The sequence below is a fragment of the Streptococcus sp. 2342 genome (assembly GCF_013276795.1).
Taxonomy (GTDB): Bacteria; Bacillota; Bacilli; order Lactobacillales; family Streptococcaceae; genus Streptococcus.
This window is the reverse complement of sequence record NZ_VMLR01000003.1, coordinates 361,935-382,163: the sequence shown is the minus strand read 5'-3', so window position 1 is coordinate 382,163 and position 20,229 is coordinate 361,935. Positions and strand designations below refer to the sequence as shown.

The following is a 20,229-nucleotide window of genomic DNA, read 5'->3' as shown; positions in this document are numbered from 1 at the left end:
ACTTTTCCGACATCTTGATAAAACATATCTGTTTTGTTACATGATATCATATTTTCAAAGTGCTATAATTTTAAGAGGAGAATAGTATATGAAATTAAATCACGACTTATCAAAAAAACATTCCATTCATTTTTTCTTTAAACTCCTACTTGTACTACTATTGATAAATATTTTAATCAATATTGCTATGAGTAACATAACCAGAAATTTTATTAAAAACCAAAATATAGTACACCTACGTAGTTCAATTGAAATTTATGCTGATTCTGTTAATGAGAAATTGCATTCTGTAGAACGCTTTATGTACTCAACAATAACGCATAATGAATCTTTAGAGAAATTAAATCATATACAAACGTTTCTTGAGTATCAAGAAAATCTTAAAAAAGTTCAAACTAGCTTTACAGAGTTTGAATATCAAAATGAAACTCATATGACATTCTTATTAGAAACCGATAGTACTGATTATTTTATAAATGTCTCCAATCTTTATATTCCATATGAAGATTATCTACTGTTAAAATCAAATCTAAAATCATTGCGTAGTGATATAAGTGACCGTAAATGGAAAAATGTAACTACTAAAAACAGCGAATACTTAGTTAAATCTGTTCATTACGAAGGAAAAATCATTTATGCCGTCATATCTTCAGAAGATATCCTAAAACCTCTAAGAAAACTCAATATTGGAAATAATGGTAAACTTTCCCTAAAAGAGCCTAATAATATCCCCTCCGAAAACTACCTGATTCATGCACAAAATGAAAAAACACATTTACCTTTCGATATTTATGTTTTAGTCGATTATGCTGAAGCCTTTAGAAACATTACACTCTTAGAAGTATTTTTATCAGCTGTTCCTATTATTATCACCATTTTATCAATCATCATTATCCTGTATATTCGTCAGTGGATGATTAAACCTATAACAAGACTCACTGAACGACTCTCTCAACTCGGAGACTCCATCCCCCCTTCTGAATTTTTTATATCTGAAGGTATACTAGAAATTGATAAGGCAAATGATAAACTTAATAAAGTAATATTTGACATGCAAGAATTAAAAATACGAGAATACCATTCACAACTAGAACTTAAGAAGATAGAACTTAATTATCTTAAGAACCAAATTCGTCCGCATTTATACTTAAATATGTTATCAATGATTCATAGTATGCTTCAAACAAAAAACTATAAGGAAATTGAAGAGTTAACTATCCTAACTTCAAATTATCTCCGTCATTTATTTATGGCTAATCAAGATTTTTCAGAACTCAAAGATGAAGTTCAGCATATTAAAGATTATTTAGAAATACAACGAATTCGATATGGAAATAGCATCTACTTTTCACTAAACTACAATGATGACCTACAAAATACTCTTGTCCCATCATTACTGTTACAAACATTTATTGAAAACACAATCAAACACGGTTTTTCATTTCAGGATTTATTTACAATTTTGCTATCGATAAAAAAAGTAAAAACTGAGAACTCAGATTATATTCAGATTTGTATCGAGGATAATGGTCCAGGTTTCTCTGAAGAAATTTTATCAAAACTAAATCAGAAACAGTCTCTAATAACAGAAGATGGACATCATATCGGGATAACAAACACCATCGAACGTTTAAATCTTCTCTATCCCAACGACTATACTATTACATTTGAAAATAATGAAGAAGGTGGGGCTAAAATTCTTTTACTTATTCCATACAAGATTATAGACGGAGGTTATAATGAACATTTTATTAGTTGATGACGATCGCTTTATCATTGAAGCTTTACGAGAGAAAATAAATTGGGCTAAACTACACATTGACACTGTTTATGTTGCCTATAGCCTCACTCAAGCTCAAAATATTATTAGAGAGAATCCTATTGATCTCATGATAAGCGATATAGAAATGCCTCAAGGCAGCGGCCTCGAACTCTTATCGTGGATTAGAAATGAAAAATATGATATAAAAACAATTTTTTTAACCAATTACGCCGACTTCAACTATGCTCAAAAAGCAATTGAATTACAAAGCTTCGAATACTATCTAAAACCCATTAACTTTGAAAAATTAGAATTTATTATTCAAAAAGCCATTAGTAAAATTGAGAATCATAACTTAAACGGAAAAAATGATGCACTTTTACAAATAGAAGATAACTTCTGGTATGATTACCTTAGAAAACCTCAAATTTCTCGCATTGATGAGCTAGAAAATATAGCAAGCAAACAAGATTTTATTCTTCAAAAACACCAGTATTTTTTCCTTGCAGTTTTAACAATAAATCTTAATGAAGAAGATTATTCTGCAGAAACTCCATCATGGACTTCTCAACTAAAAAGAGAACTTCAAAGAATTTCACAACCTTCTTATAAGCTGATAAGTCTATTCAAAATGGAAAGCCAGGTTGATCAATATGTTTGTCTCTTTAGAGTAGACTCATCCAAACGTAGTGACAAATTGGCATATGAGATTCATTCTCAAATTTCTAATAACTTTAGTAAATACTCAAACATTATATATAAGAGTTGCCATAAAATATCCGATATTTTATTTCATACCAAAGAACTCTACACTTATAATGAACAGTATGTTTCTTATTGGAATACTATTACATGTGTTCCACATAGTTTCCCAACTTCTTTCAAAACAGAAACTCTTTCAATTACTTTTTTAGATAGCTTAAGCGAATATGAATTAAGAGAAAAAATTGATTCACTTGCTTACAATTCTCAAATTCCTACTTTCACACTACAACAAATTTTACTAGATTGGACTCAACAAATAGGAATATATCTAGATCAAAATGGAATTTCAGCTCATAAATTATTCCAAAACAGCACTCATGATTTCCTATTCCAACGACGCTTTCATTCAATTGAATCTTTTCAGGATTACTTTGATTATTACTGGTCACATGCTAAGAAATTTGCAACAAACATTGAAAATCAAAAAAATAGTATTCAACGCATCGTCGAATACATAGATCATCACTACTATGAAGATATAAATCGTTCTATATTAGCAGATATGGTTTATCTCAGCGCAGATCATTTAGCTAGAATTTTTAAAAAAGAAACTGGAGAAACTCTTGTTAAATATATAACGGATAAACGCATTAATGCTGCTAAATCTCTCCTATCTCAAACAAATATATCGATATCACAAGTATCTTGTCAAGTAGGGTATGATAATTATTCTTACTTTACTAAAATTTTTAAACAAAGGACTGGACTTTCTCCTGGAGATTACCGTAAAACTTATCAAAACAAAATGTAAGCAATCTAAATCATTGAAATGATAAGTAAAATTCAAGGTCTGTAGTAATTTTTGACATTCTACAGTTTTTCCAAAGATAAGTTAAATGATAATTTTTTAGATTATCATCAGGACAATATCTTTCAGTCTAACATATCTCCAAAAATTTCTTTAAAATTGCTGATAAGGTAACTTCTTAAAAAGTCAGTTTGAGAAAAACATCCAGTAAATATTGCTAGGATGAAACGTATACTATCAAGCTTTTACGCCTGATAGTATGCGCTTTTTATTTGAATACTTGCTACAAAACCTCACAAGATTTACTATTATGCCATAGCAAAATGAACTGCACCCTAAAAGTTAAATAGAAAAAATCTAACTTTTAAGGTGCAGATTACATAAAATATTCTAGTACAATAGAGCATTCTTATCCAGGGTAGTCGAATGTATAAACTCATAACTTGAAAAGAATTTTTTCAAATAACTTCGTTAATTTAGTTTTGTCTCCATAAACTGTACCATCCATATATAAATGATAAATCTCATCATCATCACCAATTGATATTTCACATTCAAAACCTTTCATCAAAGCTAAAGAACGAATAACCTCCCTCTGCGTTCTACCGTTTCCTTCACGGAATGGATGAAAATAATTGAGATTATCTAAAATTTCGACCAATAAGTGAACGACTTCTTTTCTACTATTGGCATTGTCATGAAATCTATCTATCAAATTATTAAGGTAAGTAAGTGCTGTATCGAAAGACTGAATCGGCATAAAAGCATTACCACTTTTTGAAATATTGACTTTTCTAAATTCACCTGCCCAATGATACATATCTTCAAACAAAAATTGATGAATTTTCAATATATCTTCTACACTATAAACTGGGATAGGATTGATAAATAATTTCAAACTCTTACTAGCAACCATACGATATTCAAGATCGCGTGCTTTTTGCTCATCTCGTTCTTCCTGCTTATTTCTTAGAACTGAAGAATCTGGATAGGTATATAAATTATTCGGATCAATATAGTCATAAGAATCATAACATTTACGCTTCATTAAGCCATCCCCAGAGCAAGAGCTTCATCTCGTAATTTTTCAACATCACTAACCGTAGGTCGCCATCCTTCAATCATATTTGTACTTAAAGCATACCAAACACTCTTAAAAACGGAGCGGTTTTCAAAAGCTACTCCCATGATTGTCATCTTTTCTTTATCTATATCTAAGGACATATACTACCTCCTATAGTTACATTATACCATGTTTCTATGTAATTTCTTTTTCATTTTTAACTAATGTACTGTAATCATTTTAGTCATTTTAAAAACGTTTTAAAATTTTTTAGGTTAATCATAATTTTATTTTAAGCTATAAAAAACATCAGGAATAATCATCTTTAATCAACTAACTTATTTACAAATTCTCTATATTTTCTTGCCAAAATCATTAATACAATATATAAGCAAGACATAGAGCGACTATCAAGGTCTGGATTTTCGTCTATTCTACTAATTTCATAAAACAATTGATACGTTGAATTATTCTTTAGAAAATTATCGCTAAACTCCGTTACACCAATAATAGTAACTCCCTTTGCATTTAATTTATTTATAGTTGTTTGTATTCCTTTAGTATTTCCACTCAATGATGTAATTATCACTAAATCATCTTTATTCAAATTATCAGCTAGCATGGAAAAATTCGTTTCCCCTGAAACAAGATAATTTGGACGATGACTTAAGAATAATTCATTTGACAACTCTTTCGTAAAATTGTTTTGAGTGAAACCAGTGGCATACAATATTACTTGGGAAGCTTCATAAATTTTTTTTAAAATGGGCAAAAAATCTAATTCTGTAGCAAATCGAAATGTTTTCTGTATATCCATTTGTAATTGAGATAACAAGTCTATTTTATCCACTGATTTTGTTTTAGAGATTGAATCTTGAATCGAATATCTCATATCTGTAAAACCTCTAAAACCAATCTTCTTCGCTAATCTCAAAACAGTGCTTTTTGAAGTTAATAAAAGTTCTCCTACTTCTACTATCGTTTTTGATACAATTAATTCTTTATGTTGAACAATGAACTGCAACATCTCTTTTTCACTCATTGTTAAACTATCATAGTTAACTTCAACATGCTGTTCAAAATTCATTTTTTCATCCTTTTTATTTACATCATTATTTTCAAAATCGGTGTTGTTATTAAAAGTGCATATCCATTTGAAAATCCTATAAAACAATTTAATTCTATCATAAACAAACATAGAATTAAAGATAAAACATCTTCTTCATAGATTATATACATCCGAACTCATATTTGATTGAATTAGGCTTCAATAAATAAGTTAGTAGAAGAAACAAAATCAAAAAACGCACAATATCAAGTTTAAAAAAATTTGATATCATACGTTTCCTCATGAATAGATTTTATAAATTCCCTATTTCAATTGAATTTTGCTCTAGTATTTAAACTTAATAGTATTAGCTCTCACTATACTCGACAAATAGGTTCTATTCAAAGTTTTGCAAAAATCTTTATTGTTCTATTAAGAAAACTTGAGCCTCAAAAGGTTTCAATTCAAAAAATTTTGGAAGTTGTTTAAGTTCTGATTCATAATTTCCAATTAAATATTTTACTTGACTACCAATCAGATTCGATGGTACTTGTGAGGTAGTAGGTTGTTTAGAGAATGAACACACAATTAACAAAATTTGTTTATTATATTCCCGTACATAACTAAAGACATCACTATCTTCTTCGTTTATCAATTCATACTTCCCATGAATTATAATTGGGTAATCACGCCTCAAGCTGATTAATTTTTGATAATAATAAAAAACTGAGTTTGAATCTTCAAGACAGGCTTCTGCATTTATAGAAGAATTGTCTGGAGAATACTGTATCCAAGGGTTTCCACTTGAAAAACCATATCCTTCTTCTTTATTTCCATTCCATGGGAACGGTGTTCTCGCATTATCTCTAGATTTTAAATAAATTGAATTATTTATATAAGATGAAGATTCACCATTTTCCTTCATAAGTTCATAAAAATATTTAGTCTCGATATCTTTGTAATTCTCTACAGAATCAAAATGAACATTCTTCATCCCCAACTCTTCACCTTGAAAAACATACGGAGTTCCCTTCATCATATGCAATAAGGTAGCTAACATCTTTGCTGACTGTACCCTAAATTCACCATCATCACCAAATCGAGTGACAGCTCTTGGTTGATCGTGATTACTCCAGTATAGTGAATTCCACCCTTTTTCTAACTTCAATTGCCACTCTGTTAAAACTGATTTTAAATCACTTACTTTAAAGCGTATATCTGAGAACTTACCATATCTACCATAATCCAAGTGCATGTGATCAAAATGAAACACCATATTCAATTCTTCATTTTCGGGCAGAGTATACTGCAAAGCTTGATCACTGTTTGTATTTGGAGCTTCACCAACTGTCATTACATTATATCGGCTTAGAACTTCCTGATTTAGTTCATGTAAAAACTCATGAACTCGTGGGCCATTTGAAGCTCCTACATAATAAGATTTAGTGTATGGAACTCCACCCGGTGCGTCAGGATAGTCCTGCCTTTTACTTATCAATGTAATTACATCCATCCTAAAACCATCAATTCCTAAATCAAACCATTCGGTCATCATTTTTTGAATTTCTTGACGTACCGTTGGATTTTCCCAATTTAAATCTGGTTGTTCCTTGGCAAAACAATGTAAATAATATTGATTTCGTTCTGGAACATACTCCCATGCAGATCCACCAAAAGTGGAACCCCAATTATTAGGTTCGCTACCATCTGGCTTAGGATCTTTCCAAATATAGTAATCAGAATATGGATTATTTTTATTTTTTCTAGATTCAATAAACCATGAATGCTTATCACTGGTATGATTCACAACCAAGTCCAGAATAATCTTTATTTCTAATTTATGAGCTTCTGCTAATAATTCTTGAAAATCTTCCATTGTCCCATAAATTGATAGGATTCTTTCATAATCACTGATATCGTATCCATTATCCACCAATGGTGATTCATAGATAGGATTAAGCCAAATAACATCAATTCCTAACTTATGGAGATACGGTAATTTTTCTTTTATTCCATTCAGGTCTCCTACACCATCTCCATTTGAATCCTTAAAACTTTGAGGATAAATTTGATAAACAACACTATTTTTCCACCAAGCATCTGCCATCACTCATCATCCTCATCAGTCACTTGATTATATATATCATTCACAAAAAGTAATTGATTCTTTGCTTCATCAATAGACTTTCTAATTAACTCTTCAGATAAATCTTCGCTTTCAATAGATAACAAAAGCGTCATAATAATTGGTAAATTCATCCCTGTTACAAGAAACAAATTTCTTTTGCTCATATACCTAATAAAAGTTTGATTCACCGATCCACCAAGCAAATCTGTAAAAATCAGAACTTTTTCGTCAACGGGATAACTTTCTAAAAGTTTTGAAATTTCGTCTTCAATTGGCTCATTATTAATATAGGCTGCAATTACATCAATTTTTCCAATAGATGGGATTAAGTACTCTATAGTATCCTTCATCCCAGTTGCAAGATGATGATGACTTGCAATAATAACTTTTGTCATATTTTCTCCTTTTAATTAACTGATAAAATGCCAAAGTAAGACAGAATTAAAGATAGAATAATAATTCCAAAAATAATTTGAATTACGGATAACTTCTTATTCGCTAACAATTTGTAAACTAAATAAGTCATCACTGCAGGTAATAGCGCTGGCATGATTTTATCAAGAATATCGTCTTGAATTACTAGCTTAACATCTCCTGTAGTAAATACTGTCGAAATCTTCATTTTAACTACAGATGGGATTAAAGCTCCAACAACCGTTAAACCCATGATTGAAGCAGATTCAGTAAAAATATTTAATTTTTCACCTAATCCGGTTATCAACTTCAAACCAGAATCATATCCGATATCAAATAATTTAAATCGGAAAAATAGGAAGAAAACATTCAAAACTAACCAAATTATTGCACCAATTGGATTCCCTTCTAATCCCATATATGCTGCAATTGAGCCCATGATTGTTGGATATAATACCCAAATTAAGGTATCACCTACACCAGCAAGTGGTCCCATCATACCAGTTTTAAAATTTTGTACCGTATCTAAAGATTCAACACCATCTTTTTCTTCCATTGCTATACTTGCACCTAATAAGATATTAGCCATCCAAGTAGTAGTATTAAAATACTTAAAATGATTATTCAATGATGCAACATATTCATCATCATTTGGATAGATTTTTCTTAAAACTTTATTTAATCCATAAACAACTGCTGGTCCCTGTTGATTCTCATAATTAAAAGTGTTACATGCCATAAACATATATCTGAACGCGGCATTACGAATATCTTTTTTTGTTATTTTTTGTTGTACATCATTCATCAAAGTCATCTCCAAATTCTTCAGCTCCGGCAACTGTTGAAGAGACAACAGTTGATACATTTTTATTCATAGTAAAATAGTAATATGCAATGGCAAAACCAGCAAGAGAAATTCCTAAAATTGGTAAATTCAAATATGCTGCAAGGATAAAGCCAACAATAAGCATGCTTAAATATTTTTTAGTAGGCATCACCTGTAATAGAATCGCGATTCCGACAACAGGTAGGATACTACCTGCAATAGATAAACCATTAGTGAACCATTCTGGTACACTATTCAAAATTACATTTACAATTTTATCTCCAAAAATGACACAAAGAGCTGTCGGAATTGCTGTTGATAAACCAAAAATAACCGGTCCAATCCAAAAAATTCGATTCATCTTAGTAAACTTTTTCTCATTAGCTGCCTTCTGAGCTGCGTGGGTTACATATGTATTAAGTATTTTTGCTAAAACATCCAACTGAATCCCAAGCATTCCAACAGGAACTCCTACTGCTAAAGCTACAGCTTTTGCAGACTCTACATTACTTGTTGTTTTAATCGCAATAAAACCACCTACTAATGCTGCTAGTCCCCAGTTTGGTACTGATGAACCACCAATGTTTGCAACACCTAATGCCATCAATTGGAATGTTCCACCAATAATCATTGCTGTTTTCATATCTCCCATAATAATTCCAACAAATAATGAAACCATTATAGGAAACCAAGTACTTAGTACCAATCCTTGTTGATCTAGTACTACCCAAAACGACAATAAAATAATAAGTAAACCTTGAATCACTTCCATAGTATCATCTCCTATTTAATATACTTTTCTAAATTTTCCTCTGGATCAGAAGGAACAAAATGGAATGTTACCTCAACACCAAGTGTTTTTAATCTTTTCAAATCAGCAATTTCTTTTTCATTGACAGATACCATCTTCTTGACTGTTTTTTTTCCTTCACCATCAAACATTATTCCAACGTTAACTTTTGGTATCTTTACTCCACCTTCAACCAATGCCACCAATGTTTCAGGTTCTCGAACAATTAGTAAAACATTATGATTATCATACTTGCCATCTGCAAAATTTGTAATCGCAGTATCTGTATCAATAATTGACATTCCAGTTCCTGCAGGTTTACTCATCCTCATAGCAGCCTTTTGGACTTCGTCCTTACTTACTTCATTATCTACTACCATCAACCTTTTGGCATTTGTAGCCCCCGCCCATTGTGTTACCACAATACCATGAATCATGCGTTGATCAATTCTCGCTAATACTACTGACATATAGCTTCTCCTTTTTTTAGTTATGATAGAATTATAAAACACGAAAACGCTTAACACAAGATGTTATAAGCATTTCGGGAGATGTATTGAAAAGTTGGGATAAGTAGCAAATTAGTGAGAAGTTTCCCGACATAAGTAATTTATGTATCTCTTATCTTTTTCCTTCATTTGATTATTAGTATTCAAATCGAAATATTATTAAAGGGTTATCACTTTTTTAGTTTTCCGAGCTTATGTAATTGAGAAATATGAACTACTGTATCATAAAGATGATGTACAGTTTAGCAACAAATGTACAGTTTCTTCGTACCAGTTCAAATGATTTTGTTATCGTCGTTTTCTATTTGAAGATATTATTTCTAAATATTTGTAAATAATAAAATACATTCCGCTTTATTTCTAAATATTTGAAAATAATCTTCATTTGTATTATACTATCTTTGAGGTATCTTTTATGAACTATATTAAAAGACCACATTATTTAGACTTTTTAAGAAGACATTGTGACCGACAAATCATTAAGGTTGTGAATGGAGTTAGACGAGCTGGTAAATCTGTTCTCTTTCAACTCTATAAAGAGGAGTTACTAGCAACTGGGGTAGACGAGGATCAGATTATATTCATCAATTTTGAGGATCTAAGTTATTATGACCTGCGACATTTTCAAACATTATTCACTTATATAAAAGGGCAGTTAGTTGGAGAGAAAACATACTATATCTTTTTAGATGAAATTCAACATGTTGAAAAATTTGAACTGGTAGCAGATAGTCTATTCATCTTGCCAAATGTTGACCTCTATTTGACTGGATCAAATGCCTACTTTATGAGTAGCCAATTAGCTACAAACTTGACTGGTCGGTATGTTGAGATAGAGGTTCTTCCTTTGTCATTTGAAGAATATCTATCAGGTCAATCTCTCTCAGAGAATCTGAATACAACAGAAGTTTTTAACAATTATCTCTTTAGTGCTTTCCCTTACTTATTGCAAACATCATCTTACGCTGAAAAAATTGACTATCTCAGAGGAATATATAACTCCATACTGTTAAATGATATTGTCACTAGATTGGGAAATCCAAATCCTACTATTATTGAGCGCATTGTCCGAACCCTTCTCAGTAGTACAGGTAGCTTAATATCAACAAATAAGATTCGCAATACCCTGGTCAGCCAAAATGTTTCAATCTCCCATAATACTTTAGAAAATTATTTGACGACTTTGACAGACAGTTTACTTTTTTATTCCGTTCCACGTTTTGATGTAAAAGGTAGAGCATTATTGCAACGCTTAGAAAAATATTATCCCGTTGATTTAGGTTTACGACACCTCTTATTGCCAGACCCCAAAGAAGATATTGGGCATATCTTGGAAAATATTGTATATTTGGAATTAAGACGTAGATATTCACAAGTATATGTTGGTAATTTAGATAAATATGAGGTTGATTTTGTTGTTGTAACTGATCTTGGTCACTACGCTTATTATCAAGTCAGTGAAACAACACTTGCTCCAGAAACACTAGAAAGAGAACTTAGACCACTAGAAGCCATTAAAGATCAATTCCCCAAGTATCTATTAACAATGGATACGATTCAGCCAACAGCAAATTACAATGGAATTGAGAAAAAAAATATCATAGATTGGTTACTAGAAAAATAGATAAATATAAATCATACAGCTAACTAGATTTGCAACAGTCTGTTATCAATGATTCTACCCAAATCCTAACAAGATATAAAGAATTTAGAACACATTATCTAATACAGACACTTGAAGGATAAAATGGAATCTTTAACTTCTGTAAGAACTATTATTACTTAAAATGATGAATCTCCATAGAATTAATGAAACTATAAATCAAACGGAACTATAATGAAAAAGAGACCAAGCAATCAGGCTTTAAAATCCTAAAAACGCATAGTATCAGGTGTTGAAAAACTTGATATTATGCGTTTTATTATGGAAATATTTGCTTCATTTTCTCCTGAAATAGAGTTTTTGCTAGCCTATTTTCTCTATTTCTAATGACTTACTTCAGCTTCTTACCTCTTGGAAAGAGCAACAAAAATATGAACTAGCAAAATTTGGTATCATCAGTAACCCAGAACAATTTGTTTTTACATATATCGATACAAAAGGAAATATCAATAAGCCTTTACATGCTGACTATCTAAACAATAAAATGATAAGCATTAGAAAGCGACATAAAGAGCTGGCACATGCTACACCTCATAAACTGCGACATACAGGAGCGACACTTGCCAAACAAGAGGGAATGAGCTTAGAAGCTATTTCTGAAGCTTTAACACACAGTGACACAGGAACAACACAGATTTATGTAAATACCTCTAATGTAGTTCCTATGACAGTAGGTGAATTTGCTTTAAAGTCTCTAAAACAATAAGGTGAAAATAAGGTAAACTTTGAGGTGAACTTTTTCAAAAAACATAAAAAAAGCACCCCTGAGGTAAACTCTTGAGTGCTTTGAAACGTTGATATAATCGTATTGATTAACGTTTTGAGGCAACTGACCTTGTCAGGTTGCAGCCACATTTGTAAGCGACTAAAGTCGCAACAACTGTGTCAATTGCACCAATTTAGTAAAAAAGTACAAAAAAGAACACCCCGAAAGGTGCTCTTTGTAAGTACAGTAATTCTTTCGAATTAACGTTTACTAAATTGTGATGCTTTACGAGCTTTCTTAAGACCTGGTTTCTTACGTTCAACTTTACGTGAGTCACGTGTAAGAAGTCCTGCGCGTTTCAATGAATCGCGGAAGTCTGGGTCTACTTGAAGAAGGGCACGAGCGATACCGTGACGGATAGCTCCTGATTGACCAGCGTATCCACCACCTACAACGTTAACGAAAACGTCGTATGAACCTGCAGTTGAAGTAACTGCGAATGGTTGGTTGATGACAAGACGAAGGTCAGCGTGTGGGATGTACTCTTCAACATCTTTTTTGTTAACAATGATTTTACCAGTTCCTGGAACAAGGCGAACGCGTGCAACAGCGTTTTTACGACGTCCAGTACCTGCATATTGTGCTTGTGACATACTTTATTGTTCCTTTCCTTAGATAAGTCCTGAAATATCAAGAACTTCTGGTTGTTGTGCAGCGTGAGTGTGCTCAGCTCCAACAAATACTTTCAACTTCATACCTTGAGCGCGTCCAAGAGTATTGTGTGGAAGCATACCTTTAACTGATTTCTCGATCAAACGTACTGCATTTTTAGAACGAAGTTCACCTGCAGAGATTTGTTTCAATCCACCTGGGTGGTTTGAGTGAGTGTAGTAGATTTTATCAGTTGCTTTTTTACCAGTCAATTTAACCTTTTCAGCATTGATAACAATCACAAAGTCACCTGTATCAGTGTGTGGTGTAAATGTTGGTTTGTTTTTTCCGCGAAGTACGCTAGCAACTACTGCAGAAAGACGTCCAAGTGGTACATCAGTTGCGTCAACTACGTACCATTTACGTTCAACTTGGCCTGGTTTAGCCATAAATGTTGTTTTGTTCATGATTTCTCCTATATATAGTTCGATTTTTGTTTACGGTGATGGGTGTTCCTTCCCATCGAAAAGTATTTGGAAGGTTCCGGGGCCTTTCAAATGGGGTAAACAATACCGCCTACTATAATACCAAATTTCACCCCTAAAAGTCAATAGATATGAAAAATATTTTTCTAAAATTCCACTCTTTTTATCTCTAAAAAACCTCGCTTTCGCGAGGCTCTTCTATTTATAAGCTAAGGCACGTTTAAATGTTTTCCAAATCCCTAAATCATCCGTTTGAAGGACTAGGCTAGCATACATGCGTCCGATAAATCCTGTTGCCACCACTGCAAAAATCACTGTAATAGCAAGTGAAATCCACGCTTCTGCTCCCCCTGCATAGCCATTAATGGTTCTAAATGGCATGAAGAAGGTCGAAATAAAGGGAATATAAGAACCAATTTTCAAGATGAGATTGTCACCAGCTGCACCTAAAGCTGTCACTCCAAAAAAACCACCCATAATCAAAATCATCAAAGGCGACAAGGCTTTTCCTGAATCCTCAGGACGAGAAACCATAGAACCTAGAAAGGCTGCCAAGACGACATACATAAAGAGACTGACCAAAATAAAGAGCAATGTATTCAATGAGAATGCATCTCCCAAGTGATTCAAAATACCAGACTGTGCCAAGATTGGTAGGTCTTTAAAGAGAAGAATGGCAGCAAGTCCACCTACAACATAAATCCCAATATGCGTTAAAATTACCAGAAACAGAGCCATCATCCGCGCATAGAAATAGTGACTAGCCCTTATGCTAGAAAAGACGACTTCCATAATTTTGGTGCCTTTTTCACTGGCAACTTCCTGAGCCGTTACACCCGCATAGGTAATCAGAATCATATAAAGAAAGAATCCTAAGGCTCCTGCTGCCATTGTTTGAATAAACTTTTTATTTTCCTTGGCTTCATCAATCTTTTCTGTGAATTGAATTGTCTGCGCTAAGCGTTTTTCCTGCTCTTGAGACAAGGAGGCCGTTGAACGATTAAGCTGATTTTGCAGTTCATTGAGTGTACCTGTAACTGCAAATTTAATTCCATTTTCAAGCGATGTCTCGCCATGATAAACTGCCTTCAAGACACTATCTTCTTGATCAATAGTCAGATAGCCTTTTAATTTTTCATCTTTAATCGCTTCTTTGGCACTTGCTTCGTCTTTATAGTCAAAGTTAACACCATTTACATTCTTCAGTCCTTCTGCTACAGACGGCACTGTTGTCACTACTGCCACTTTATCATTTTTAGCCATTGAAGAGCCTTGGAGATAGCCAATTCCTCCAGAGAGACCGATAAACAAGAATGGTGAAATCACCATAAAGAAGAAACTCCACGATTTGACATGTCGAAGATAGGTTTCCTTCATTACAACCCACATATTTCTCATACTTCCACCCCTGATTCTAGTTTAAAGATTTCATCGATTGTTGGCGCTTGCTGGTCAAAGGTTGCGATATATTGCCCCTGAGTCAAGATTGGGAAGAGTTCCCTTCCAGCGCTCTCATCCTCCAAAATCAATTTCCAACTGCCTTGTTTGGTCAAGCTCACCTGTTTAACATGAGGAAGGTTTTCCAATTCTTCCTTGCTTCGTTCACTTGAAACAAAGAGACGTGTTTTCCCGTATTGATTGCGGACATCCTGAACTGGTCCATGCAAGACCACACGGCCATCTCGAATCATGAGAATATCGTCACAAAGCTCCTCGACGTTGGTCATGACATGGTCAGAAAAGATAATGGTTGCCCCACGTTCTTTTTCTTGAAAAATGACTTGTTTGAGCAATTCTGTATTGACTGGGTCCAATCCACTGAAAGGCTCATCCAAGATAATCAAGTCTGGTTCATGAATCAGAGTAATGATGAGCTGAATCTTCTGCTGATTTCCTTTTGACAGACTCTTGATTTTATCTGTCAGCTTCCCTTTCACTTCCAACCTCTTCATCCATTGAGGAAGTTTTTCCTTAACTTCCTTGGCATCCATGCCCTTTAGAGTCGCCAAGTAACGAACTTGTTCAAGGACTGTCAATTTAGGCATGAGACTGCGTTCTTCAGGCAGATAGCCAATCCGAGCGTAGGTCTCCTGACGGATATCCTGACCATCCAGACTGATTTCTCCTTGATATTCTAAAAACTTCAAAATACTGTGGAAAATCGTTGTTTTCCCAGCACCATTTTTTCCGACTAATCCCAAAATACGACCTGGTCGCGCTTGAAAGTCAATACCAAACAAAACTTGCTTGGATCCAAAACTTTTCTCTAGACTTCTTACTTCGAGCATCTTTAACCTCCGAAATGTCTTGCACTCATTATACTCCTTTTTGATAGCCTTTACAATGATTTCTGTCCATTTTTAGAAGACTAATGCTATGTAAAATATGGCATGGAGCGTTTTTAGTGATAAATCCATTATACAGTAGTAAACTTAATTTATCCACTCTGCTCCTCAACTGTCTATTTTTGATCCTGAATTGTTATTTGAAAAGAAAAAATCCACCCCGGAGGATGGATTGATATTTTAACGCACTTCTGCATTGACTTTTTCTTCGAGAGACGCTTGGATTTTTTCCATATAGCGTGCGACTGCTTCGTCCGTTAAGCTATCTTCTGGATTTTGGAAGGTCAAGCTATAGGCCATTGACTTCATACCAAGTCCCAATTTTTCGCCTGAGAAGACGTCAAAGAGTTTGATATCTGTCAAACGTTTCACACCGGCAGCTTGGATAGCATCCACAACTTCTTGGTGAGTCACTTCTGCCTTGAGGAGAAGGGCAACGTCACGGCTAACTGCTGGGAATTTCGTGATTTCCACAAATGGAGCAGCTGGCTGAAGCTCTGCTTCGATGGCTGAAAGGTTGAGCTCTGCTACATAAGTTTCTGGAATATCGTAAGCCTTGGCAGTGACTGGATGCACTTGGCCAAGGAAACCAAGAACTTGGTCACCGAGTGAAATCATAGCTGTACGACCTGGATGAAGGCTAGCGATTTCAGATGTTGCTGTATAAGTCACTGCAAGTCCCAAACGAGTAAAGAGCGCTTCAAGGATTCCCTTAGCATAGAAGAAATCAACTGGAACTGCTGCTGTTTGGAAATCTTTTTCAGCAACCAATCCTGTCAAAGCAAAGGCAAAGCTATTAATCTCATTTGGAAGTTCTTCTTTTGGATTGCCTGTTTGTTCAAAGACTTTTCCAATCTCGTAAAGAGACAAGTTTTTGTTCTTACGAGCCACATTGTAAGCAACTGTATCTAGGATACCAGAAATCATATTTTGACGGAGGACTGAACGATCCACGGTCATTGGCCACATGAGTTCAGTAAGGTTACTTGGTTGAGCCGTAAACTCAACTGCTTTTTCAGGAGTTGTCAAAGCGTAGGTGATGATTTCTGTCAAACCTGCCCCTTCAGCAATAGTACGAACTTGACGGCGGAGTTTTTGTGTGGCTGTCAATTCACCAGCTGTACCGTCATCTTTTGGAAGACTGGTTGGCAAGCGATCATATCCATAGATACGAGCGATTTCTTCAAAGAGGTCTGCTTCGATAGTGATATCCCAGCGACGACGTGGAACGCTGACTGTAAAGCTGTCTGCATTTCCAGAAAGGCCAAATCCAAGACGACGGAAGACGTCTTCTACATCCGCGTAAGAAAGTTCTGTACCAAGGACACGGTTAACATCAGCAAGGGTTGAAGAAACTTCCACATCAGAAGTATCAAGTTCACCTGCTGAAACGATGCCTTTGCGCACCGTCGCACCTGCAAGTTCTGCAATCATGCTAGCCGCCGCATCAAGGGCTTCGTTAACAGTTGCCACATTAATGCCTTTTTCAAAGCGAGAAGATGACTCAGAACGAAGATTCAGGCGACCACTGGTCTTGCGGATAGATTTTCCGTTGAAGACTGCAGCTTCAAGGACGACACGACTAGATTTCTCAGAGATTTCTGTTGCTTGACTGCCCATGACGCCTGCAAGGGCTACTGGCTTGTCTGCGACAGTTATAACTAAGTCATTCACGTCTAAGTCACGTTCTTCACCATCTAAAGTCACCAATTTTTCACCAGCACGCGCTTCACGCACACGGATGTCAGTCCCTTCAAAGGTGTCCAAGTCAAAAGCATGCATAGGTTGACCAAAGTAGAGCAGGATATAGTTGGTCACGTCCACTACGTTATTGATTGGACGGATACCTTCATTCATAAGAAGATTTTGCAACCATTGTGGACTTGGTGCGATAGTCACATTGTCCAAGATACGAGCGGCATAGTAAGGCGCCTTGTCTGTCTCAATGCTGACAGAAAGAGCATCTGCTGCAGCTTGGTCAGTTTCTGAAAGAGTAAATTCTTTAAAGTTGACTGCCTTGTCATAGATGGCTGCCACTTCGTGAGCCACCCCACGCATAGAAAGGGCATCTGCACGGTTAGGTGTAATTGAAAGTTCGATGATTTCATCATCCAAGTCTAGATATGAGAAGACTTCCTCACCTGGAACGGCATTTTCTGGCAAGATTTGGATGCCATCTGCGAATTCCTTAGGCACAACTGAGTCAGAAATTCCCAATTCACCAAGTGAACAGATCATCCCAAGTGACTCAAGACCGCGGATTTTCCCTTTTTTGATTTTGTAGTTGTCAGCGATGCGAGCTCCTGGAAGAGCCACCATAACCTTGATACCAGCACGCACATTTGGGGCACCACAGACGATTTGACGGGCTTCTTCTTCGCCAACGTTAACCTGACAAACATGGAGGTGAGTTTCTGGCACATCTTCGCAAGACAAGACCTCACCTACGACAATTTTTGAGAGACCAGCAGCAGGTGATTCGACACCTTCGACCTCGATCCCTGTAGTTGACATTTTTTCAGCCAACTCTTGTGATGGCACATCAATGTCCACCAATTCTTTTAACCATTTATAAGATACAAGCATAATTTAGTTCTCCAGAATGACAGTTGCCACTCTAGTTCTTTTCCTTTCCTATCATTTCAATAGAAGAATCATCTTCTTACCTTAATTTCTTTCTCAGTAACCAATCCGTGTCTACTTTTTGACCAACCATAAAATGATGTTGGCTAAATTTTTCAAAACCATATCGATTATAAAACGCTTGAGCTTTTGTATTATGCTCCCAAACACCTAACCAAACCCAGGAAAAACTATTTTTTGTAGCAAGTTCAAGAGCGAATTCAAACAGTTGCTTACCTAGTCCAAATCCTTGGAATTTTTGTAGCACATAGAGGCGTTGAATTTCAAAAGCATCCTCTAATTCTCTCTCAGTCTGAGCACTTCCCCAGTTGACTTTGAGAAAACCAGCTATCTCATCTTCATGCATAATGAAATAGGTTTCGGAGTCAGGATTTTCCAACTCAGTTGACAAAGTTCTCAGACTATAAGCCTCTTCAAAGTATTCCTGTAACTGCTCTTCCGTATTATCATGAGCAAATGTTTCATGAAAGGTTTGTTTGGCAATTTTGGACAACACCTCAACATCTGCCATTTCTACTTTTCTAATCATTATTTAAACTGTTCTGAGAAGCGGACATCTCCTTGGTAGAATCCACGGATATCGTTGATTCCATAACGGAGCATAGCTACACGCTCTTGTCCAAGACCAAAGGCAAAGCCAGAGTAAACAGTCGCATCGATGCCACTCATTTCAAGGACACGTGGGTGAACCATACCGGCCCCCATAATTTCGATCCAACCAGTTTTCTTACATACGTTACAGCCTTCTCCACCACACTTGAAGCAAGAAACATCCACCTCAACAGATGGCTCTGTGAATGGGAAGTAAGATGGACGCAAACGAATTTGACGCTCTTCACCGAACATTTTTTGGACAATCAACTGAAGGGTTCCTTGAAGGTCAGCCATAGAGATGTTTTTCCCAACAACCAAGCCTTCAATTTGGTGGAACTGGTGACTGTGGGTCGCATCGTCCGTATCACGACGGAAGACACGCCCTGGCGAGATCATCTTCAAAGGACCTTTTGAAAAATCATGGGCATCCATAGCACGCGCTTGAACTGGAGACGTGTGAGTACGGAGTAAGATTTCTTCTGTGATATAGAATGTGTCCTGCATATCACGGGCTGGGTGGTCTTTGGGAAGGTTCATACGTTCAAAGTTATAGTAGTCTTGCTCCACTTCAAAACCATCCACGACTTGGTAACCCATCCCAATGAAAATATCTTCGATTTCCTCACTGGTTTGTGTCAAAACATGACGGTGACCAGTCGCAACTGGACGACCTGGAAGTGTCACATCGATACTCTCGCTAGCCAGTTGAGCCGCGACTTTCTTTTCTTCCAATAGTTTAGCTGTTTCTTCAAAAGCAGCTGTCAAGACATCACGAGCTTCATTGACGTGTTTCCCAATAATTGGACGCATCTCAGCAGAGACATCTTTCATCCCTTTGAGGATTTCAGTGAGCGAACCTTTTTTACCAAGGACTGAGACACGCAATTCTTGCATCTCTTTTTCATTTTCAGCAGTAATCTGCTTCAAGCTAGCCAGCGTTTCTTCGCGAAGCGCTTTTAATTGTTCTTCAATAGTTGACATAATTCCTCCATCAGTCGCTCGTAGATAAAAAGAAAACCACATGCCAAAAACTCCACTCGGAGCGTTGACACGCGGTACCATCCGTTTTCATCTGACAAGTCAGACCTT

The 20,229-nt window shown here is 35.4% G+C and carries 19 protein-coding genes; 4 read left to right on the top strand and 15 right to left on the bottom strand.

What is annotated here, in order from left to right; translation table 11 throughout:
• The first annotated feature begins 88 nt into the window (after positions 1-88).
• Together HT689_RS04355 and HT689_RS04350 are read left to right on the top strand one after the other, a co-directional pair.
• On the top strand, positions 89-1,759 hold the full coding sequence (locus HT689_RS04355; protein ID WP_173280809.1) for a histidine kinase: 1,671 nt from the start codon (positions 89-91) through the stop codon (positions 1,757-1,759).
• Positions 1,740-3,278, top strand: a complete 1,539-nt coding sequence (locus HT689_RS04350; protein ID WP_173226233.1) for a helix-turn-helix domain-containing protein — start codon at positions 1,740-1,742, stop codon at positions 3,276-3,278. The genes HT689_RS04355 and HT689_RS04350 overlap by 20 nt, the downstream gene beginning before the upstream one ends.
• 433 nt (positions 3,279-3,711) lie before the next feature.
• Here the strand turns inward: HT689_RS04350 and HT689_RS04345 are convergent, their stop codons facing one another.
• From HT689_RS04345 to HT689_RS04310, 8 genes are all read right to left on the bottom strand, one after another.
• On the bottom strand, positions 3,712-4,323 hold the full coding sequence (locus tag HT689_RS04345; protein WP_173226231.1) for a Fic family protein: 612 nt from the start codon (positions 4,321-4,323) through the stop codon (positions 3,712-3,714).
• Complete coding sequence (locus tag HT689_RS04340) at positions 4,323-4,499, bottom strand: hypothetical protein (RefSeq protein ID WP_000050754.1); 177 nt, start codon at positions 4,497-4,499, stop codon at positions 4,323-4,325. The genes HT689_RS04345 and HT689_RS04340 overlap by 1 nt, the downstream gene beginning before the upstream one ends.
• Positions 4,500-4,663: 164 nt before the next feature.
• The gene (locus tag HT689_RS04335) at positions 4,664-5,425 is read right to left on the bottom strand and encodes a MurR/RpiR family transcriptional regulator (RefSeq protein WP_173226229.1); all 762 of its coding nucleotides are present in this window, start codon (positions 5,423-5,425) and stop codon (positions 4,664-4,666) included.
• Between the two features lie 382 nt (positions 5,426-5,807).
• Entirely contained in the window at positions 5,808-7,493 is a 1,686-nt protein-coding gene (locus tag HT689_RS04330) for an alpha-glucosidase (RefSeq protein WP_173226227.1), read from the bottom strand.
• On the bottom strand, positions 7,493-7,909 hold the full coding sequence (locus HT689_RS04325) for a PTS N-acetylglucosamine transporter subunit IIBC (RefSeq protein WP_112444306.1): 417 nt from the start codon (positions 7,907-7,909) through the stop codon (positions 7,493-7,495). Before HT689_RS04325 ends, HT689_RS04330 begins: the two co-directional genes overlap by 1 nt.
• Before the next feature lie 11 nt (positions 7,910-7,920).
• Positions 7,921-8,733, bottom strand: coding sequence for a PTS system mannose/fructose/sorbose family transporter subunit IID (locus tag HT689_RS04320; protein WP_001000716.1), 813 nt, complete (start codon positions 8,731-8,733; stop codon positions 7,921-7,923).
• Entirely contained in the window at positions 8,726-9,526 is an 801-nt protein-coding gene (locus HT689_RS04315; RefSeq protein WP_112444304.1) for a PTS sugar transporter subunit IIC, read from the bottom strand. The genes HT689_RS04320 and HT689_RS04315 overlap by 8 nt, the downstream gene beginning before the upstream one ends.
• A gap of 11 nt (positions 9,527-9,537) precedes the next feature.
• Complete coding sequence (locus HT689_RS04310; protein ID WP_172931947.1) at positions 9,538-10,014, bottom strand: PTS sugar transporter subunit IIB; 477 nt, start codon at positions 10,012-10,014, stop codon at positions 9,538-9,540.
• 454 nt (positions 10,015-10,468) lie between these two features.
• Between HT689_RS04310 and HT689_RS04305 the strand changes: the two genes are divergently transcribed.
• Both HT689_RS04305 and HT689_RS04300 read left to right on the top strand, forming a co-directional pair.
• Positions 10,469-11,677 carry an ATP-binding protein gene (locus HT689_RS04305; protein ID WP_173226225.1) on the top strand — a complete coding sequence of 403 codons (1,209 nt, stop codon included), beginning with the start codon at positions 10,469-10,471 and terminating at the stop codon, positions 11,675-11,677.
• Positions 11,678-12,026: 349 nt separating this feature from the next.
• Entirely contained in the window at positions 12,027-12,422 is a 396-nt protein-coding gene (locus tag HT689_RS04300) for a tyrosine-type recombinase/integrase (protein WP_173226359.1), read from the top strand.
• 260 nt (positions 12,423-12,682) lie between these two features.
• On the opposite strand, the gene rpsI is transcribed toward HT689_RS04300, so the two are convergent.
• From rpsI to pheS, 7 genes are all read right to left on the bottom strand, one after another.
• The gene (gene rpsI / locus HT689_RS04295) at positions 12,683-13,075 is read right to left on the bottom strand and encodes a 30S ribosomal protein S9 (RefSeq protein ID WP_173226223.1); all 393 of its coding nucleotides are present in this window, start codon (positions 13,073-13,075) and stop codon (positions 12,683-12,685) included.
• An 18-nt stretch (positions 13,076-13,093) separates the two neighbouring features.
• Positions 13,094-13,540, bottom strand: a complete 447-nt coding sequence (gene rplM, locus HT689_RS04290; RefSeq protein ID WP_001044624.1) for a 50S ribosomal protein L13 — start codon at positions 13,538-13,540, stop codon at positions 13,094-13,096.
• A gap of 216 nt (positions 13,541-13,756) precedes the next feature.
• Positions 13,757-14,956, bottom strand: a complete 1,200-nt coding sequence (locus tag HT689_RS04285) for an ABC transporter permease (protein WP_173226221.1) — start codon at positions 14,954-14,956, stop codon at positions 13,757-13,759.
• Positions 14,953-15,846: an ABC transporter ATP-binding protein gene (locus HT689_RS04280; protein WP_000895303.1), complete on the bottom strand. Its 894-nt coding sequence runs from the start codon at positions 15,844-15,846 to the stop codon at positions 14,953-14,955. The genes HT689_RS04285 and HT689_RS04280 overlap by 4 nt, the downstream gene beginning before the upstream one ends.
• A gap of 237 nt (positions 15,847-16,083) precedes the next feature.
• Positions 16,084-18,489: a phenylalanine--tRNA ligase subunit beta gene (gene pheT, locus HT689_RS04275; protein ID WP_173226219.1), complete on the bottom strand. Its 2,406-nt coding sequence runs from the start codon at positions 18,487-18,489 to the stop codon at positions 16,084-16,086.
• Positions 18,490-18,565: 76 nt separating this feature from the next.
• Entirely contained in the window at positions 18,566-19,075 is a 510-nt protein-coding gene (locus HT689_RS04270; RefSeq protein ID WP_173226217.1) for a GNAT family N-acetyltransferase, read from the bottom strand.
• Positions 19,075-20,121 (bottom strand): phenylalanine--tRNA ligase subunit alpha, encoded by a 1,047-nt coding sequence (pheS, locus tag HT689_RS04265; protein WP_000103745.1) that lies wholly within the window; start codon positions 20,119-20,121, stop codon positions 19,075-19,077. Before pheS ends, HT689_RS04270 begins: the two co-directional genes overlap by 1 nt.
• Positions 20,122-20,229: the final 108 nt, after the last annotated feature.

Excerpts from the sequence above, each read along its gene's own strand:
- HT689_RS04305 (WP_173226225.1), top strand. The coding sequence starts at position 10,469 with ATGAACTATATTAAAAGACCACATTATTTAGACTTTTTAAGAAGACAT.
- HT689_RS04285 (WP_173226221.1), bottom strand. The coding sequence starts at position 14,956 with ATGAGAAATATGTGGGTTGTAATGAAGGAAACCTATCTTCGACATGTC.
- pheS (WP_000103745.1), bottom strand. The coding sequence starts at position 20,121 with ATGTCAACTATTGAAGAACAATTAAAAGCGCTTCGCGAAGAAACGCTG.
- HT689_RS04310 (WP_172931947.1), bottom strand. The coding sequence starts at position 10,014 with ATGTCAGTAGTATTAGCGAGAATTGATCAACGCATGATTCATGGTATT.
- HT689_RS04270 (WP_173226217.1), bottom strand. The coding sequence starts at position 19,075 with ATGATTAGAAAAGTAGAAATGGCAGATGTTGAGGTGTTGTCCAAAATT.
- HT689_RS04335 (WP_173226229.1), bottom strand. The coding sequence starts at position 5,425 with ATGAATTTTGAACAGCATGTTGAAGTTAACTATGATAGTTTAACAATG.
- HT689_RS04350 (WP_173226233.1), top strand. The coding sequence starts at position 1,740 with ATGAACATTTTATTAGTTGATGACGATCGCTTTATCATTGAAGCTTTA.
- HT689_RS04340 (WP_000050754.1), bottom strand. The coding sequence starts at position 4,499 with ATGTCCTTAGATATAGATAAAGAAAAGATGACAATCATGGGAGTAGCT.
- HT689_RS04320 (WP_001000716.1), bottom strand. The coding sequence starts at position 8,733 with ATGAATGATGTACAACAAAAAATAACAAAAAAAGATATTCGTAATGCC.
- HT689_RS04330 (WP_173226227.1), bottom strand. The coding sequence starts at position 7,493 with ATGGCAGATGCTTGGTGGAAAAATAGTGTTGTTTATCAAATTTATCCT.
- pheT (WP_173226219.1), bottom strand. The coding sequence starts at position 18,489 with ATGCTTGTATCTTATAAATGGTTAAAAGAATTGGTGGACATTGATGTG.
- HT689_RS04280 (WP_000895303.1), bottom strand. The coding sequence starts at position 15,846 with ATGCTCGAAGTAAGAAGTCTAGAGAAAAGTTTTGGATCCAAGCAAGTT.
- rplM (WP_001044624.1), bottom strand. The coding sequence starts at position 13,540 with ATGAACAAAACAACATTTATGGCTAAACCAGGCCAAGTTGAACGTAAA.
- HT689_RS04315 (WP_112444304.1), bottom strand. The coding sequence starts at position 9,526 with ATGGAAGTGATTCAAGGTTTACTTATTATTTTATTGTCGTTTTGGGTA.
- rpsI (WP_173226223.1), bottom strand. The coding sequence starts at position 13,075 with ATGTCACAAGCACAATATGCAGGTACTGGACGTCGTAAAAACGCTGTT.
- HT689_RS04355 (WP_173280809.1), top strand. The coding sequence starts at position 89 with ATGAAATTAAATCACGACTTATCAAAAAAACATTCCATTCATTTTTTC.
- HT689_RS04345 (WP_173226231.1), bottom strand. The coding sequence starts at position 4,323 with ATGAAGCGTAAATGTTATGATTCTTATGACTATATTGATCCGAATAAT.
- HT689_RS04325 (WP_112444306.1), bottom strand. The coding sequence starts at position 7,909 with ATGACAAAAGTTATTATTGCAAGTCATCATCATCTTGCAACTGGGATG.